Below are 15,512 nucleotides of genomic sequence, written 5' to 3' on the forward strand. Positions count from 1 at the left end.
CCGCGCGGGATCAAATGGCGGTTTCGTCCTGCTCACCCGTGCGGATGCGCACCACGCGCTCCACCGAGGTGACAAAAATCTTGCCGTCACCGATCTTGCCGGTGCGAGCCGCCTTGATGATGGCGTCCACGCAGCTGTCCACATCGTCGTTCTTCACCACCACCTCGACCTTGACCTTGGGCAAAAAGTCGACCACGTATTCGGCGCCACGGTACAACTCGGTGTGGCCTTTTTGGCGGCCAAAACCCTTGACTTCGGTCACTGTCAGACCCGTCACGCCGCATTCGGCCAAGGCTTCGCGCACTTCTTCCAGTTTGAAAGGCTTGATGACGGCGGTGATCTGTTTCATGGGGGAAATCCTCAAAAAATGGTGTTGGCCCGAATTCAGGCGCGGAATTTGTTGGTCATAGGATAACGCCAATCCTTGCCAAAACTGCGGTGCGTCACGCGAATGCCCACAGGCGACTGGCGGCGTTTGTACTCGTTGAGCTTGATCAGGCGTGTGACTTTTTCCACATCGGCCCGCTCAAAACCATCGGCCATCAGCGCTTCCACACCCTCGTCGTTTTCCATGTAGCGCTGGATGATCGCGTCCAGCACCTCATAGGCTGGCAGGCTGTCTTGGTCTTTTTGGTCGGGGCGCAACTCGGCGCTGGGCGGACGGGTGATGATGCGCTCGGGAATCGGTTGGCTGCCCGTGCCATACGGGTCATGAAGGTTGCGCCAACGGGCCAGGTCAAACACACGGGTCTTGACCACGTCCTTGATGACCGCAAAACCGCCCGCCATGTCGCCATACAAGGTGCAATAACCCGTGGCCATCTCGCTCTTGTTGCCGGTGGTCAGCACAATCGCCCCGGTCTTGTTGGACAGCGCCATGAGCAAGGTGCCGCGAATGCGGGCCTGAATGTTTTCTTCGGTCGTGTCTTCTTTCAGGCCCTCGAACTGCGCCGACAGCGCCTGCTTGAAGCCATCGAACAGCGATGCAATCGAAATCTCGTCGTAGCGCACATTCAGGCGCTTGACCATGTCGCGCGAATCGATCCAGCTGATGTCGGCCGTGTAGGGCGAAGGCATCATCACGGCGTGGATCTTGTCGGCTCCGATCGCGTCCACCGCAATCGCCAGCACCAGCGCCGAATCGATGCCGCCCGACAAGCCCAAAATCGCGCCATTGAAACCGTTTTTGCCCAGGTAGTCGCGCACGCCCAGCACCAGCGCGTCCCACAGCTCGGCGTCAGCGCTGGCCATGGGCACCAAGGCCTCGGGGGCAGCGCTCAGGTTCACACCCTGCTGGCCAACCGACGCCTGCACTGCCAAGTCGGCTTCGCGAAAGCCCTCGGCCCGCGCCACCGTTTCGCCTTGGGCATTGAGCGCAAAGGAGCGCCCTTCAAAAATCACCTCGTCTTGGCCGCCGACCAGGTGGGCATAAATCAGGGGCAAACCGCTGTCGGCCACGCGCTCGCGCATGCGCTGCTCACGCTCCGGGCCTTTGCCGGCATGAAAAGGCGATGCGTTCAGCACGGCCAGCACCTGCGCCCCAGCGTCACGCGCCAAGCGGGCCGGCTCGTCGAACCAAGCGTCTTCACAAATGAGCAAACCCACTCGCACCCCCTCGACCTCAAACACACCCACCCCGTTGCCGGGCGTGAAGTAACGGCGCTCGTCAAACACCTGGTAGTTGGGCAGCTCGCGCTTGTCGTAAGCACAGACCACTTGCCCCTCGCACAGGACACTCGCGCGGTTGTGACGCCGCGTCACGGCCACGCTGCGGGTGCGCACGCCGCCGCCTTCGGGGTGGCCCACCACCACATGCAGGCCCTTTAACCCAGCCAGTTCGCGGGCCACCGTTTTCAGGGCATCATCACAGGCGTCAATGAAGGCCGGGCGCAGCAGCAGGTCTTCGGCCGCATAGCCGCAAATCGACAACTCGGGCGTGATCAACAGCCTGGCCCCTTGGGCATAAGCCGCAATGGCAGCGTCGATGATTTTGCGGGCGTTACCCGGCATGTCACCGACGACAAAGTTGAGCTGGGCCACACTAATTTGGAGAGTCATACAGGTGCTGGAAAATTTGAGCTTGAATTATGTCACCCGGGTGCAGGATGACCTGAGCGGCATCACGCCCGAAGCCTGGGACGGCTTGCTCGCCCAGCAAGATGCCCCATCGCCCTTCATGCGGCATGCCTATTTGTCGGCCATGCACGCCAGCGGCTCTGCCGTACCCGAGACGGGCTGGACACTGCAAGTGATCAGTTTGTGGCGCGACACCCCCACGGGCCACACACTGGCCGCAGCCTGCCCGCTCTACCTCAAGACCCATTCGCGCGGCGAGTATGTGTTCGACCACGCTTGGGCCGACGCTTACGAGCGCCATGGCCTCAACTATTACCCCAAAGCCCTGGTGGCCTCGCCCTTCACACCCGTGCCCGGCAGCCGATTGCTGGCCGAAAGTGATGCCTCTCGGCAAGCCCTGCTGGCCGCCTTGCTGGACATTTGCCAAACCAACAACATCCCCTCGCTGCACATCCTGTTTGGCAGTCCACAAGACTTGCAAGCCTGTGAGACGGCGGGTTTGCTCCAGCGCAGTCAGGTGCAATTCCATTGGCAAAACCAGGGTTGGCGCGACTTTGATGACTTTTTGGACAGCCTGAACCAGGAAAAGCGCAAAAAAATCCGGCAAGAGCGCCGCAAAGTGGCGGAAGCTGGCGTCAGCTTTCGCGCCGTGCGTGGCCCCGACATGACGGGCGATGACTGGGCCTTGCTGCTGCGCTGCTACCAGCAAACCTATTGGGAACACGGCAACGCGCCCTATTTGAAGCCGGAGTTTTTCGAGGCCATGCGGCGCGACATGGCCGCCAATTGGCTGCTGTTTGTGGCCGAACACGAGGCGCAGCCCATTGGCATCAGCCTGATCGGCCTACATCTGAACGCCGCAGGCCAGCCCGAAGTGGCTTATGGCCGCTACTGGGGGGCGCTGGCGCGGGTGGACTGCCTGCACTTTGAAGCCTGCTACTACCAGCCCATCGCGTGGTGCATTGCCAATGGCGTCAAGCGCTTTGAAGGCGGCGCCCAGGGTGAGCACAAAATGGCCCGCGCCCTGCTGCCCACCCCCACACACAGCGCCCACTGGTTGGCGCACCCGTCGTTTTCGGAGGCGGTGGCGCGGTATTTGGAGCGCGAAAAAGCGGGCATCGACAACTACATGGACGCCCTGCAGCAGCACTCGCCGCTGAAAAAACCCCAGTAAATTCCAAGAAAAAACGCCTGCGCGGCGCAAACCGGGCAGGCGTTTTGCGGATCCAGCGGCTTCACGCAGAAGCCGCCGGCCCAGACCCATCAGGCCTTGTTGTAATTGGCGATGCCGTCCATCAGCTCTTTGGCCGCAGATTCGACGCCTTCCCAACCTTTGACTTTGACCCACTTGCCTTTTTCCAGGTCTTTGTAGTGCTCAAAGAAGTGAGCGATCTGCTTGAGTTGCAACTCATGCACATCGGACAAGGCCTTGATGTTGGCGTAGATGGGCAAGATTTTTTCGGTGGGCACGGCCAAGATCTTGCCATCCATGCCGCCTTCGTCTTCCATCAACAAGATGCCAATGGCGCGGCACGACACCACCACGCCTGGGGGCAATGGGAATGGGGTCATCACCAACACGTCCACCGGGTCGCCGTCACCGGCAATCGTTTGGGGCACGTAGCCGTAGTTGGTGGGGTAGTGCATGGCGGTGCCCATGAAACGGTCCACAAACAAAGCGCCGGACTCTTTGTCCACTTCGTACTTCACAGGGTCGGAGTTCATCGGGATTTCGATGATCACGTTGAATGCGTCGGGGACTTTGCTGCCGGGGGTGACTTTGTTCAGGGACATGGTGTCTGCTTTTGAAAGTTGAGAAGAAACGAAAAATCCTAGGGATTAACCCCGATTTTACTTTCACAAGGCTTGCGAAAACAGGAACACAGGCTGAATCCGACCTTTCACCCCTGCCCCCCACTGCATCGGTGGGCGGGATGTCTCGCGCGTGATTTCCAAGCCAGCGCCACCACCGACAATGGTGGCATGCAACACAACTTCATCGCCAACCAATCCATCCCCGCCCTGGCAGGGCAAACCCTTGACGTCATCGATCCTTCGGACGGTCAGGTGTTCGATCAAATCCCGCGCAGCCAAGCGGCCGACATCGACCAAGCGGTGCAAGCTGCGCGGGCTGCTTTTAATGGCCCTTGGGGGCGGTTGACCGGGGTGGAACGCGGACGGCTGTTGATGGCGCTGTCGCGCAAAATGGCCGAACACGCGGGCGAACTGGCCGCCTTGGAGCAGCGCGATTGCGGCAAACCCACCAAACAGGCCGCCGCCGACGCGGTGGCCCTGGCGCGTTACTTTGAGTTTTATGCCGGTTCTTGCGACAAGTTGCATGGTGAGACCCTGCCCTACCAAAACGGCTACAGCGTCCTGACCTGGCGCGAGCCGCATGGCGTCACGGGCCATGTGATCCCCTGGAACTACCCCATGCAGATTTTTGGTCGCAGCGTGGGCGGCGCCTTGGCAGCGGGCAATGCCTGCGTGGTCAAACCCGCCGAAGACGCCTGCCTGAGCCTGATCCGAGTGGCCCAGTTGGCGGCCGAAGTCGGCTTTCCCGCCGGGGCCTTGAACATCGTCACGGGTTACGGCCACGAAGTGGGCGACGCGCTGGCCCGCCACCCGGGCATCGACCACATCAGCTTCACCGGCAGCCCTCGCGTGGGCACGCTCATCCAGCAAGTGGCGGCCGAGCGCCACTGCCCCGTGACGCTGGAGCTGGGCGGCAAGAGCCCCCAAATCATTTTTGACGACGCCGACTTGGATGCGGCCATTCCCGTGGTGGTCAATGCCATCGTGCAGAACTCGGGCCAGACCTGCAGCGCGGGCTCACGCGTGCTGATCCAGCAAGGCATTTACGAACCCCTGCTGGCCCGCTTGGGCGAAGCCTTTGGCCGCCTGCAAGTGGGCTCGGCCGCCATGAACCTGGACTTGGGGCCCCTGATCCGCGCCAGCCAGTTGGAGCGGGTCACCGGCTTTTTGGACCAGGCCCGCGCCGACGGCATCGCCACCGTGGCACAAGGCCAGATCGCTGCCGGTGTGCCTGCAGGTGGGTTTTACCAAGCCCCGGTGCTCTTGCGTGACGTGCCGGTGATGCACCGCTTGGCGCAAGAAGAGGTCTTTGGTCCGGTGCTGTCGGCCATGGCCTTCCAAGACGAAGACCACGCCGTCGAGTTGGCCAATGCCACCGACTTCGGTTTGGTGGCCGGTATCTGGACCCGTGATGGCGGTCGCCAATTTCGCATGGCCAAGCGCGTGCGCAGCGGCCAAGTGTTCATCAACAACTACGGCGCAGCGGGTGGGGTGGAGCTGCCCTTCGGTGGCGTCAAGTCATCGGGCTACGGCCGCGAAAAAGGCTTGGAAGCGCTGCTGGGCTTCACCACCCTCAAGACCGTGGCCATCGCACACGGCTGAGCACACGGCTGCCCGTGTGCCAACCAGCCGCCGGAGGGAGTCCTTGCCCGGGACTCCCGCTTGGGTTTGAGGGCACAATCGCCACCTATGTCTGAACGCGTCATTCCGCTGGTTGACCAGCGCCACCCCAGCTTGCCTTTGCCCACGCCACTGGCGGGCCAAGAGCTGAGCGCCTTGCCGCTGGACGGGCTGCGCCGCCCCTTGACCGATTTGCGCATCAGCGTGACCGACCGCTGCAACTTCCGCTGCAGCTACTGCATGCCCAAAGAAGTCTTTGACAAGGACTACACCTACCTGCCGCACAGCCATCTGCTGAGCTTCGAAGAAATCACCCGGATCGCCACCGTGTTTGTGGGCCGGGGTGTGCGCAAAATCCGACTGACGGGAGGTGAGCCTTTGCTGCGCAAGAACATCGAGATCCTGATCGAACAACTGGCCGCGCTTCGCACGCCCGACGGCCAGCCGCTGGACCTGACCCTGACCACCAACGGCTCGCTCTTGGCCCGCAAGGCCCAAAGCCTGAAAGCCGCAGGCTTGCAACGCGTCACCGTCAGCCTGGATGGGCTGGACGACACGGTCTTTCGCCAAATGAACGATGTGGACTTTCCGGTGGCCGATGTGCTGGCCGGGATTGAAGCCGCGAAAGCGGCGGGCCTGGGGCCGATCAAGGTGAACATGGTGGTCAAGCGCGGCACCAACGAACACGAAATCTTGCCCATGGCACGGCACTTCCGGGGCACGGGCATTGTGCTGCGCTTCATCGAATACATGGACGTGGGCGCAACCAACGGCTGGTGCATGGACGAGGTGCTGCCCAGCGCCGAGGTGATTCGACGCTTGCAAACCGAACTGCCGCTGGTGCAACTCGACCCGGCCGCGCCAGGCGAGACCGCCGAGCGCTGGGGCTATGCCAACGCCCAAGGCGAGCACGACCCAAGTTTGGGCGAGGTCGGTGTGATCAGCAGCGTGACCCAAGCGTTTTGCGGCGACTGCAACCGCGCCCGTTTGTCCACCGAAGGCCGTCTGTACCTGTGCCTGTTTGCCAGCCAGGGCTACGACCTGCGCCAGCTGCTGCGTGACCCGACGCAAAGCGACCACACGCTGGCACAGACGGTGGATGCCATTTGGCGCGGGCGGACTGACCAATACTCGGTGCAGCGCAGTCTGCGCGGCCCCGACACCGCCAGCGGCCCCGGCCGCCGGGTGGAAATGAGCTACATCGGAGGCTGAAGGCCATGAACCACCACACACCGGGCATCACCGGCCTCATCCTCGCAGGTGGGCGCGGCTCCCGCATGGGCGGCACCGACAAAGGTTTGCAAAACTTCCATGGTCTGCCCTTGGCTTTGCAAACCTTGATGCGCTTGCAGATCCAAAGCCTGCCGCTGCAAGAGGTGATGATCAACGCCAACCGCAACTTGGCAGCTTATGAATCACTGGGTGTGGCCGTCTGGCCTGACAGCATCGATGGTTTTGCCGGTCCTTTGGCAGGGTTTTTGACAGGTCTTGAGCGCTGCGAAACGCCGCTTTTGCTCACCGTGCCTTGCGACTCGCCGCTGTTTCCCCTCGATTTGGTGGAGCGTTTGGCGCAAGGCCTGCACGACCAAGACGCCGACCTGGCCATGGCCGCAGCCCCCGAAGCCGATGGCACGGTGCGCCCCCAACCGGTGTTTTGCTTGCTCAAGCTGGATTTGCTCGAAAGTCTGGTCAAGTTCACCCAAAGCGGCGGCCGCAAGATCGATGCTTGGACCGCTCAACACCGCTGCGCGATCGTGCCCTTTGACTTGCCGGGCGACAGCCCGCATGCTTTTTCAAACGCCAACACGCTGGCCGAGCTGCAGCAACTCGAATCCCTTTGAAACGTGCCGCACGGCAGCGCCGTGCCCCATCGCCATTGCCATGACTACCCCAGCCCTGTCCCTTGATCAGATCGCCGAACGCCTGCAAGGCTACGACCCACAGGCCTTGTCGGCCAGCCAGGTGAACGCGTTTTTGGCACAGTTGGTGCAACCCGTGCGCGAACAAGAAACCGTTCCGTTGATGCAGGCGCATGGCCGCATCTTGGCGCAAGACGTGGTCTCGCCCATCAGCGTGCCGCCACACGACAACTCGGCCATGGACGGCTTCGCCCTGCGCGGAGCTGAACTTTTGGCTGGACAAGCCAGCAACTTGAAAGTGGTGGGCACCGCCTTCGCGGGCGCGGCTTGGCAAGGCTCTGTGCAAGCGGGTGAGTGCGTGCGCATCATGACAGGGGCCATCATGCCCGCGGGTCTGGACACTGTGGCCCCGCAAGAGCTGGTGAAGCTGGACGGGGACACCGTTCACATCCCGCAAGGCTTGCTGCAAGCGGGCGACAACCGCCGCCTTTTGGGCGAAGACCTGATGGCCGGTCAGCCCGCCTTGCGTGCTGGGACGCGATTGGCCCCTGCTGCCTGCGGCCTGCTGGCCAGCTTGGGATTGCCCACCGTCAGCGTTTGGCGCCGCCCCAAAGTGGCTTACTTCTCCACCGGTGACGAGATTTTGAGCCTGGGTGAAGCGCCCCGCGAAGGCGCGGTGTACGACAGCAACCGCTACACCGTGGCGGGCCTGGTGCAGGCGCTGGGCTGCGAGCTGATCGACATGGGCGTGGTGCGCGACGAGCCTGCCGCACTGGAACAGGCTTTCAGACTTGCCGCCGCGCAAGCCGATGCCGTCATCACCAGCGGTGGTGTGAGCGTGGGCGAGGCAGACCACACCAAGGCCATGATGAAAAAGCTGGGCGATGTGGCGTTTTGGCGCATCGCCATGCGCCCGGGCCGCCCCATGGCGGTAGGCCGCATCACGCAAGGCGAGCGCTCGGCCGTTCTGTTTGGCCTGCCGGGCAACCCGGTGGCCGTCATGGTCACCTTTGCCGCCTTTGTGCGCCCTGCCCTGCAGCAACTCATGGGCTGGCAAGCGCCAGCTTTACCGCTGCTCAAAGCCAAAAGCACCGAAGCGCTTCGTAAAAAACCCGGCCGCACCGAATACCAGCGGGGCATCGTCAGCACCAATGCAGCGGGCCAATTGCAGGTCAGCATCACCGGCAATCAGGGCTCTGGTGTGCTCAGCTCTATGGTGCAGGCCAACGGCCTGATCGTGCTGGGCCACGCCCAAGGCAATGTGGCTGTGGGTGACGAGGTGGATGTGATGATGTTTGACGGGCACCTGTGAACACAGCCACCTGAACACCCATGAAAAAAGCGGCCAAGGCCGCTTTTTTCATGTCGAAGCCAAGATTTGGCTCAACAGCTTGGACTCAATGCGCCGCGTTGGCCGGAGGATCGTCGTGCGCCACCGCCTTGTTGGGTCCCGGCACCGACTTGCGGGCCAGCAGCGAATACATGGTCGGCACCACAAACACGGCCAGCACCGTGCCCAGGCTCATGCCGCCCACAATCACCCAGCCGATTTGGGTGCGGCTCTCAGCACCTGCGCCTGTGGCCAGAGCCAAGGGCACGGCACCCAGCACCATGGCGCCGGTGGTCATCAAGATGGGGCGCAAGCGTTGCGCAGATGCCTTGATCAAGGCCTCTTGCATGGCCATGCCCTCTTCGCGCAGCTGGTTGGTGAACTCCACGATCAAAATGCCGTGTTTGGTGATCAGGCCCACCAGCGTGATCAGACCGATTTGAGAGTACACGTTGAGTGATCCTCCCGTGAACTTGAGCGCCAAGAGCGCCCCGATCATGGACAGCGGCACCGACAACATGATCACAAAGGGATCGATGAAGCTCTCAAACTGGGCGGACAAGACCAAAAAGATGAACAACAGCGCCAACACAAAAACGATCACCAATGCACCTTGCGAGTTTTTGAACTCGCGTGAGGTGCCGTTCAGCTCCGTGGTGTAACCCGGCTTGAGCACCTTGGCCGCCGTCTCGTCCATGAATTTGATCGCCTCCCCCAATGAGTAATCGGGAGCCAGGTTGGCCGTGATGGACACCGAACGGCGTTGACCGAAGTGGTTCAACTCGCGCGGTGACACGCTCTCGCGCACCTTCACCAAGCTGGACAAAGGCACCATGGTGTCGTTGCGGCCCCGTACCTGGATCACGTCGATGTCGTCAGGCGTGTTGCGGGCCGAAGCCAGGGTTTGCACGATCACATCGTACTGCTCGGCATCGCGCTTGTAACGCGTCACCACACGGCCACCCAGCATGGTCTCGATGGTTCGGGCCACCACATCGATGCTCACGCCCAGCTCGGCGGCTTTGACGCGGTCCACTTCGATGCGCAGCTCGGGTTTATTCAGTCGCAGATCCACATCGGGCGACAGGATGCCCGGGTTCTTGGCCACCTCGTCCATCATCTGACGCGTCAGTTGGTTCAGGTTTTGGTAACTGTCCGAGGTCTGGATCACAAAGTTCAAGGGCCGCTCGCGAAAGCCTTGGCCCAAGGATGGCGGGGTGATCGGGAACGCGTTGACACCGGGCAGGCTGTTGAACTTGGCCCCCAGTTCACGCGCAATTTCCAGCGTGGTGCGTTTGCGTTCGTCCCAGTCCACCGCACGGTAAACCACCGAACCCTGGCCCACCGTGGGGTTGCCCATGTTGGCGAAAATTCGGTCGAATTCAGGATAAGCCTGCCCGAATTTTTCCAGTGAACGCGCATAGCGGTCGGTGTACTCCAGCGTTGACCCGTCGGGTGCATTGACGGTCGCCAAAATCGTGCCGCGGTCTTCCAGGGGCGCGAGTTCCTGCTTCATCGTCGGATAGATGAAGGCGATGCCTGCGCCAGAACCCACCATGACCATCACCACCACCCAACGGGCGCGGGTCAAGATCAAGGTCAACAGGCTTTCGTAACCGTTGGACAAAGCCGTGAGCCTGCGCTCCATGAAGCGGTCGAACCAGCTCGGGTTAGGGTTGTGGCGCAGCAGTTTGGCGCTCAGCATGGGCGCCAAGGTCAAGGCCACAAAGCCGGACACAATCACCGCACCGGCGAGCGCCAAGGCAAACTCGCCAAACAACTTGCCCGTGCGGCCCGGTGTGAAAGCCAAGGGGGCAAACACCGCAGCCAGGGTCAAGGTCATGGCGATGACAGCAAAACTGATCTCCCGCACACCCTTGATCGCCGCAGAAAATGGATCCAGCCCCTCTTCGATGTGCCGGTAAATGTTCTCCAACACCACAATGGCATCGTCCACCACCAAACCAATGGCCAGCACCAGCGCCAGCAAGGTCAGGGTGTTGATGGTGAAACCCGCCAAAGCCATCATGGCAAACGCGCCAATCAAACTGACCGGGATGGTGATGATCGGAATGATCGAGGCACGCAAGGTGCGCAGGAACACAAAAATCACCAGCGCCACCAAGACCACGGCTTCGACGATGGTCTGGAACACGTTCTTGATGGAGCGGTCAATGAACACCGAGTTGTCGTTGGCCACATCGATGGACATATCGCCTGGCAAATCGGCCTTCAAGCGGGGGATCATCTCGCGCACACCTTTGGAGAGCTCCAGCGGGTTGGCCGTGGCTTGACGGATCACGCCTGCCGAAATGGCGGGGCGACCATTGAGGCGCACCACACTGCGGTCGTTGGCAGCGTCCTCCTTGATCTGGGCCACATCGCGCAGCTTGACCGGAAAGCCATTGACACTGCGGATCACGATTTCACCAAACTGGCCCGGGCGGGTCAGATCGGTTTGCGAGGACACACTGAACTCGCGGTTGGTCGACTCGATCCGCCCCGCAGGCAACTCCAGATTGCTGCGTCGAATGGCGTCTTCCACGTCTTGCGGCGTGAGCTTGTAAGAGGACAAACGCGCATGGTCCAGCGACACGAGCATGGCGTATTTGCGCTCACCAAAAATGCGCACATCGGCCACACCGGTCACAGTTTGCAGGCGCGGCTTGACCACGCGGTTGACCAAGTCGTTGATCTGCAAAGCGTTGAGCGTGTCACTCGAGAAAGCCAGCCAAATCACCGGAAAGGCATCGGCCTCCACCTTGGCAATGACAGGCTCTTCGATGGCCTGGGGCAAGCGGTTGCGCACCCGCGACGTGCGGTCACGCACCTCGGCAGCGGCGGTGTCGGCGTCTTTTTCAAGGCGAAAACGCACCGTGATTTGCGACTGCTCGGCGCGGCTGATGGAGGTGATCACGTCCACCGCATCGATGCCCGCAATCGAGTCCTCCAGCGGCTTGGTGACTTGTGACTCGATCACCTCGGCCGACGCCCCCACATAGCGGGTGGTCACGGTGACGGTGGGCTCGTCAATCTTGGGGTACTCGCGCAGCGACAGGCTCTTGAAGCTCACCGCACCGATGAGCACGATCAGCATGGACATGACCACGGCCAATACCGGCCGCCGGATGGAAACTTCAGCGAGTTGCATCTGCGCCCCTCAGGCAAGGGTTCGGTCCAGCCATGGCGGCGTTCTTCGCTGCGGCCGCACCGGGCTTGCCTGCCGCAGCACCTTGGCGTGGTCCTGCAGCGCCTGGGCCTTGGGCCGCCGCGGCTGCGGGGCCTGCACCGGGTGCACCAGCGCCAGGACCACCTGCACCGGGACCACCTGCACTGGGCGAGCCACCTGCCGGTCTGCCACCGCCGGGCTGAGCCAAGTCCACCACTCGCACGGATGTGCCGTCTTTTTGCAAACGCTGGTGACCCGCCGTGACCACGGTGTCGCCTGCAGACAGGCCTTCCACGATCTCAACCTTGCCTGGCTGACGCAAACCCACTTTCACGGGCACCCGCTGAGAGATCAAGGCGTCCGGCTTGTCACCGGCCACCACCTTGACCACAAAGGTGCGCCCGCCTTGCGGAATGATCGCCTCCTCCGGGATGACCAAGGCGTTGTCACGCGAGCCGAAGACCGCGTTCACGCGGGCAAACATGCCTGGGCGCAATTGCTGTTGGCGGTTGTCAATGCAGCCGCGCACCCCCACCGAGCGGCCATTGGCCTCGATCAAGGGGTCCACCGCCTGAACAATGGCGGAGAAGGGGCGGCCTGGCAAGGCATCCACCGTCAGCTGGGCCTTTTGGCCAGCGCGGATCTTGGCCTGGAAACGTTCGGGCAAACGGAAGTCGAGCAAAACAGCATCAATGTCTTCGACGTTGACCATGTCGGCGCCGTCTTTGAGGTAATCGCCCACGTTGATTTGTTTGAGGCCGGTGATGCCATCAAAAGGCGCCAGCACCTGCAAGCGCTGCAGCGTGGCTTGGGCCAGCGACAACTTGGCGCGAGAGACCTCCAAGGCCGCTGCGCTCTCGTCCAGCGATCGCTGGCTGATGAAGTTTTGCGCCACCAGCTCCTGGTTGCGCTTGTGGTTGGCTTCGGCAATCGACAACTCGGCCCGTGCCTGGGCCAACTGAGCCTGCTGCAATTGGTCTTCGAACTGCACCATCAACTGGCCCTTGCGCACACGCTGGCCGTCGCTGAAAAGAATCTGTTTGACGCGCCCACCAATTTCCGGGCGCAGCATCACGCCTTGACGCGAGCGCAAACTGCCCACGGCCTGTGTCTCGTCCACCAGGGTCATGCTCTCGACCTTGGCGATCTCCACCGCAGTGGGTCGCCCGCCTGCACCCGCAGGACCGGCTCCAGATGCACCACTGGCGGCACCCGCTGGGGCAGCTGCAGGACCGCCTGAAGTGGGAGAAGTGGCTGAACTGGGGGCAGCGCCTCCCACGGGGGCCTTGTTTTGCCACCACCAAGCGGCGCCAGCGGCCACGGAAATGCCCACCAGGGCCAACACTGCGTATTTCTTCTTGTAAGCCATTCAGATTTCTCTCAGTTTGCATTCGCCAAGACTTCCGCAATGTAACAGTGCGCAAGCCATTTCCCCACCATCTGAAAGCCTTTACAGCAGACCCGAGCGCTGGCGCGGGGCTGGGCTCAGGCCACGGGCGTTAGGCCTGAACCACAGAGATCAGCGGCCCAGGGCCTTTTCTACGCCTTGGTTGGCCAGTGCATCGGCCCGCTCGTTGCCCGGATCGCCGTTGTGGCCCTTCACCCAACGCCAGTCGATCTGGTGTCCCGAAGAGGACACCACGCTGTCCAATTTTTGCCACAGATCGGCATTTTTGACCGGCTGCTTGGCCGCCGTGCGCCAGCCTCGGGCTTTCCAGCCGTGGATCCACTCGGTGATGCCTTTGCGCACATATTCGCTGTCCAAGTACAAGGTCACCTGGCAGGGGCGCTTGAGCGCCAACAGGCCCTCAATGACGGCGGTCATCTCCATGCGGTTGTTGGTGGTGTTCAACTCGCCGCCAAACAGTTCCTGAACGTGTTGGCCCGATTGCAGGCGAACGCCCCAGCCACCGGGGCCAGGGTTGCCCTTGCAGGCACCATCGGTGTGAATTTCAACGTGGGTCAAAAGCGTCTTTCTCGGCCGGAGGGTGGCCCATGAAGGTGTCGGAGCGGGCCACAGGCGCGGGCGCTGCAGCGGGCGATCGTACCTTGCGCCATTGACGTGCCGGTAGCCAGTGCCCCCCGGGCACACGTTTGGTCGCCATCAAGAGGTAAACACCTCCCAAAATCGGCCACCAGCGCTCACCCGCACGCGCCATCCAGTCCAGGCGCTGCAACCAGCGCTCGCTGGAGATGGCCGGGGTCCAGCCCCAAAAGCGGCTGACCTGAACTTCAAAACCCAGCAGCCGCAACCAATCGCGCAAGCGCCGGTAAGCAATCAGGTTCTGCGCCGAAGCCTCCCCGATGCGACGCGAACCACCGGGCTGCGACTGCAAGCCCCACAAACTCATGGGGTTCAGGCCGGTGATCAACAACTGGCCCTCCGGAATCAGCACCCGCTCGACCTCGCGCAAACAGGCGTGCGGATCGGCCGAGCGCTCCAGCGTGTGGGGCAAAACCACCAAGTCCAGACTGTCGGCCTGCCAGGGCCAAGCCCGGCTGTCCAGCCAGACATCGGGGCCGTTGGGTGCAGAGATTTCCGCGTTGAGGTGGGGTGACGGGCTCAAGTCTCGGGTGTCTGGGGCGCACAAGGCCTTGTGCATCTGAGGCCATTCGAACTCGGTGCCCGCTTGCCAGCGGTGGGGCATGCGGTTGCAGCGCAAGGCCTGGAGCTCGGGCCAGCCCAGCTGCACCGCGTGGTAGCCAAAGACATCGGCCAGCAACGCATCGGCCTGGGCTTGCTCCCAGGCCAACAAACCCGATGCCACCGGCTGACCCAGATGCGCCAACCAGGCGGGCGAAGAGTGCAGGCTTTCTATAATCGGATGCTCCATGAAACTCATTGCCCTGCCCGCTTTCGCAGACAACTATATTTGGTTGTTGCACACCGATCGCCACGCCCTTGTGGTGGACCCCGGCGACAGTGCGCCTGTGCTGGCCTGGATGCAGGCGCACCCCGATTTACAGCTGGACAAGATTCTAGTCACGCACCACCATGCCGATCACACGGGCGGCCTGGCCGAACTCGTGGCGCACACCGGAGCCCGAGTGATGGCGCCCGTCCTGGAACCAATGCCCGTGCCTTCACAAGGCCTTCAACAAGGCGACTGCTTGGATTGGCACGGGCTGACATTTCAGGTGCACGACGTCCCAGGCCACACCCTGGGCCACATCGCCTATTGGGCACAGCCCACGGGTCAGGACCCCCTGCTCTTTTGTGGTGACACCTTGTTTTCGGGCGGCTGCGGGCGTTTGTTTGAAGGCACCCCGGCGCAAATGCTGGACTCGCTGGACCGCTTGTCTGCCTTGCCCGGTGCCACGCGGGTGTGCTGCGCCCACGAGTACACCTTGTCGAACCTGAAATTTGCACGGGCCGTCGAGCCTGATAACGTGGAACTGCAAGCCTATTGGGCCCAGTGCACACAACTTCGCAGCCAAGCGCTGCCCACCTTGCCTGTGGCGCTGCACACCGAACGCGCCATCAACCCCTTTTTGCGAAGTCGCCTGCCCTCTGTGGCCACCCCCGTTCGCCAGCATGACCGCCTGGCCGTGGACGATGTGACCACCTTTGCAGCGCTGCGCCAATGGAAAAACGACTTCCGATGAACCTGAACCTCCTTGCCCCAGCCCGCCTCATTCGCCC

General features: G+C 62.2%; 13 protein-coding genes. 6 read left to right on the forward strand and 7 right to left on the reverse strand.

Going from position 1 to position 15,512, the window contains the following annotated elements; genetic code table 11:
- Nucleotides 1–10: 10 nt before the first annotated feature.
- Both L63ED372_RS09960 and L63ED372_RS09965 read right to left on the reverse strand, forming a co-directional pair.
- Nucleotides 11–349 carry a P-II family nitrogen regulator gene (locus L63ED372_RS09960; RefSeq protein ID WP_019425321.1) on the reverse strand — a complete coding sequence of 113 codons (339 nt, stop codon included), beginning with the start codon at nt 347–349 and terminating at the stop codon, nt 11–13.
- 35 nt (nt 350–384) lie between these two features.
- On the reverse strand, nt 385–2,058 hold the full coding sequence (locus tag L63ED372_RS09965; RefSeq protein ID WP_062405769.1) for an NAD+ synthase: 1,674 nt from the start codon (nt 2,056–2,058) through the stop codon (nt 385–387).
- A gap of 4 nt (nt 2,059–2,062) precedes the next feature.
- On the opposite strand from L63ED372_RS09965, the gene L63ED372_RS09970 reads away from it, so the two are divergent.
- Nucleotides 2,063–3,250 (forward strand): GNAT family N-acetyltransferase, encoded by a 1,188-nt coding sequence (locus L63ED372_RS09970; RefSeq protein ID WP_231624475.1) that lies wholly within the window; start codon nt 2,063–2,065, stop codon nt 3,248–3,250.
- Nucleotides 3,251–3,339: 89 nt separating this feature from the next.
- Here the strand turns inward: L63ED372_RS09970 and ppa are convergent, their stop codons facing one another.
- Nucleotides 3,340–3,870 carry an inorganic diphosphatase gene (gene ppa, locus L63ED372_RS09975; protein WP_062405772.1) on the reverse strand — a complete coding sequence of 177 codons (531 nt, stop codon included), beginning with the start codon at nt 3,868–3,870 and terminating at the stop codon, nt 3,340–3,342.
- A gap of 189 nt (nt 3,871–4,059) precedes the next feature.
- Between ppa and L63ED372_RS09980 the strand changes: the two genes are divergently transcribed.
- From L63ED372_RS09980 to moeA, 4 genes are all read left to right on the forward strand, one after another.
- The gene (locus L63ED372_RS09980; RefSeq protein ID WP_062405773.1) at nt 4,060–5,493 is read left to right on the forward strand and encodes an aldehyde dehydrogenase family protein; all 1,434 of its coding nucleotides are present in this window, start codon (nt 4,060–4,062) and stop codon (nt 5,491–5,493) included.
- 87 nt (nt 5,494–5,580) lie between these two features.
- On the forward strand, nt 5,581–6,723 hold the full coding sequence (gene moaA, locus L63ED372_RS09985; RefSeq protein WP_062405775.1) for a GTP 3',8-cyclase MoaA: 1,143 nt from the start codon (nt 5,581–5,583) through the stop codon (nt 6,721–6,723).
- 5 nt (nt 6,724–6,728) lie between these two features.
- The gene (gene mobA, locus L63ED372_RS09990) at nt 6,729–7,352 is read left to right on the forward strand and encodes a molybdenum cofactor guanylyltransferase MobA (protein WP_062405777.1); all 624 of its coding nucleotides are present in this window, start codon (nt 6,729–6,731) and stop codon (nt 7,350–7,352) included.
- Between the two features lie 40 nt (nt 7,353–7,392).
- Nucleotides 7,393–8,682, forward strand: coding sequence for a molybdopterin molybdotransferase MoeA (gene moeA, locus L63ED372_RS09995; protein ID WP_062405779.1), 1,290 nt, complete (start codon nt 7,393–7,395; stop codon nt 8,680–8,682).
- An 85-nt stretch (nt 8,683–8,767) separates the two neighbouring features.
- Here moeA and L63ED372_RS10000 read toward each other — a convergent pair whose 3' ends face one another.
- From L63ED372_RS10000 to L63ED372_RS10015, 4 genes are all read right to left on the reverse strand, one after another.
- On the reverse strand, nt 8,768–11,851 hold the full coding sequence (locus L63ED372_RS10000) for an efflux RND transporter permease subunit (protein ID WP_062405781.1): 3,084 nt from the start codon (nt 11,849–11,851) through the stop codon (nt 8,768–8,770).
- Nucleotides 11,838–13,238, reverse strand: a complete 1,401-nt coding sequence (locus L63ED372_RS10005; protein WP_062405791.1) for an efflux RND transporter periplasmic adaptor subunit — start codon at nt 13,236–13,238, stop codon at nt 11,838–11,840. Before L63ED372_RS10005 ends, L63ED372_RS10000 begins: the two co-directional genes overlap by 14 nt.
- Nucleotides 13,239–13,388: 150 nt before the next feature.
- The gene (gene rnhA / locus L63ED372_RS10010; RefSeq protein ID WP_062405793.1) at nt 13,389–13,835 is read right to left on the reverse strand and encodes a ribonuclease HI; all 447 of its coding nucleotides are present in this window, start codon (nt 13,833–13,835) and stop codon (nt 13,389–13,391) included.
- Complete coding sequence (locus tag L63ED372_RS10015; RefSeq protein WP_082431669.1) at nt 13,822–14,703, reverse strand: class I SAM-dependent methyltransferase; 882 nt, start codon at nt 14,701–14,703, stop codon at nt 13,822–13,824. The genes rnhA and L63ED372_RS10015 overlap by 14 nt, the downstream gene beginning before the upstream one ends.
- Here L63ED372_RS10015 and gloB point away from each other — a divergent pair.
- Nucleotides 14,702–15,475 (forward strand): hydroxyacylglutathione hydrolase, encoded by a 774-nt coding sequence (gene gloB / locus L63ED372_RS10020; RefSeq protein ID WP_062405796.1) that lies wholly within the window; start codon nt 14,702–14,704, stop codon nt 15,473–15,475. The two genes, L63ED372_RS10015 and gloB, sit on opposite strands and share 2 nt — an antisense overlap.
- Nucleotides 15,476–15,512 lie beyond the last annotated feature (37 nt).

The organism is Limnohabitans sp. 63ED37-2 (assembly GCF_001412535.1).
In the GTDB taxonomy this organism is placed as follows: Bacteria; Pseudomonadota; Gammaproteobacteria; order Burkholderiales; family Burkholderiaceae_C; genus Limnohabitans_A.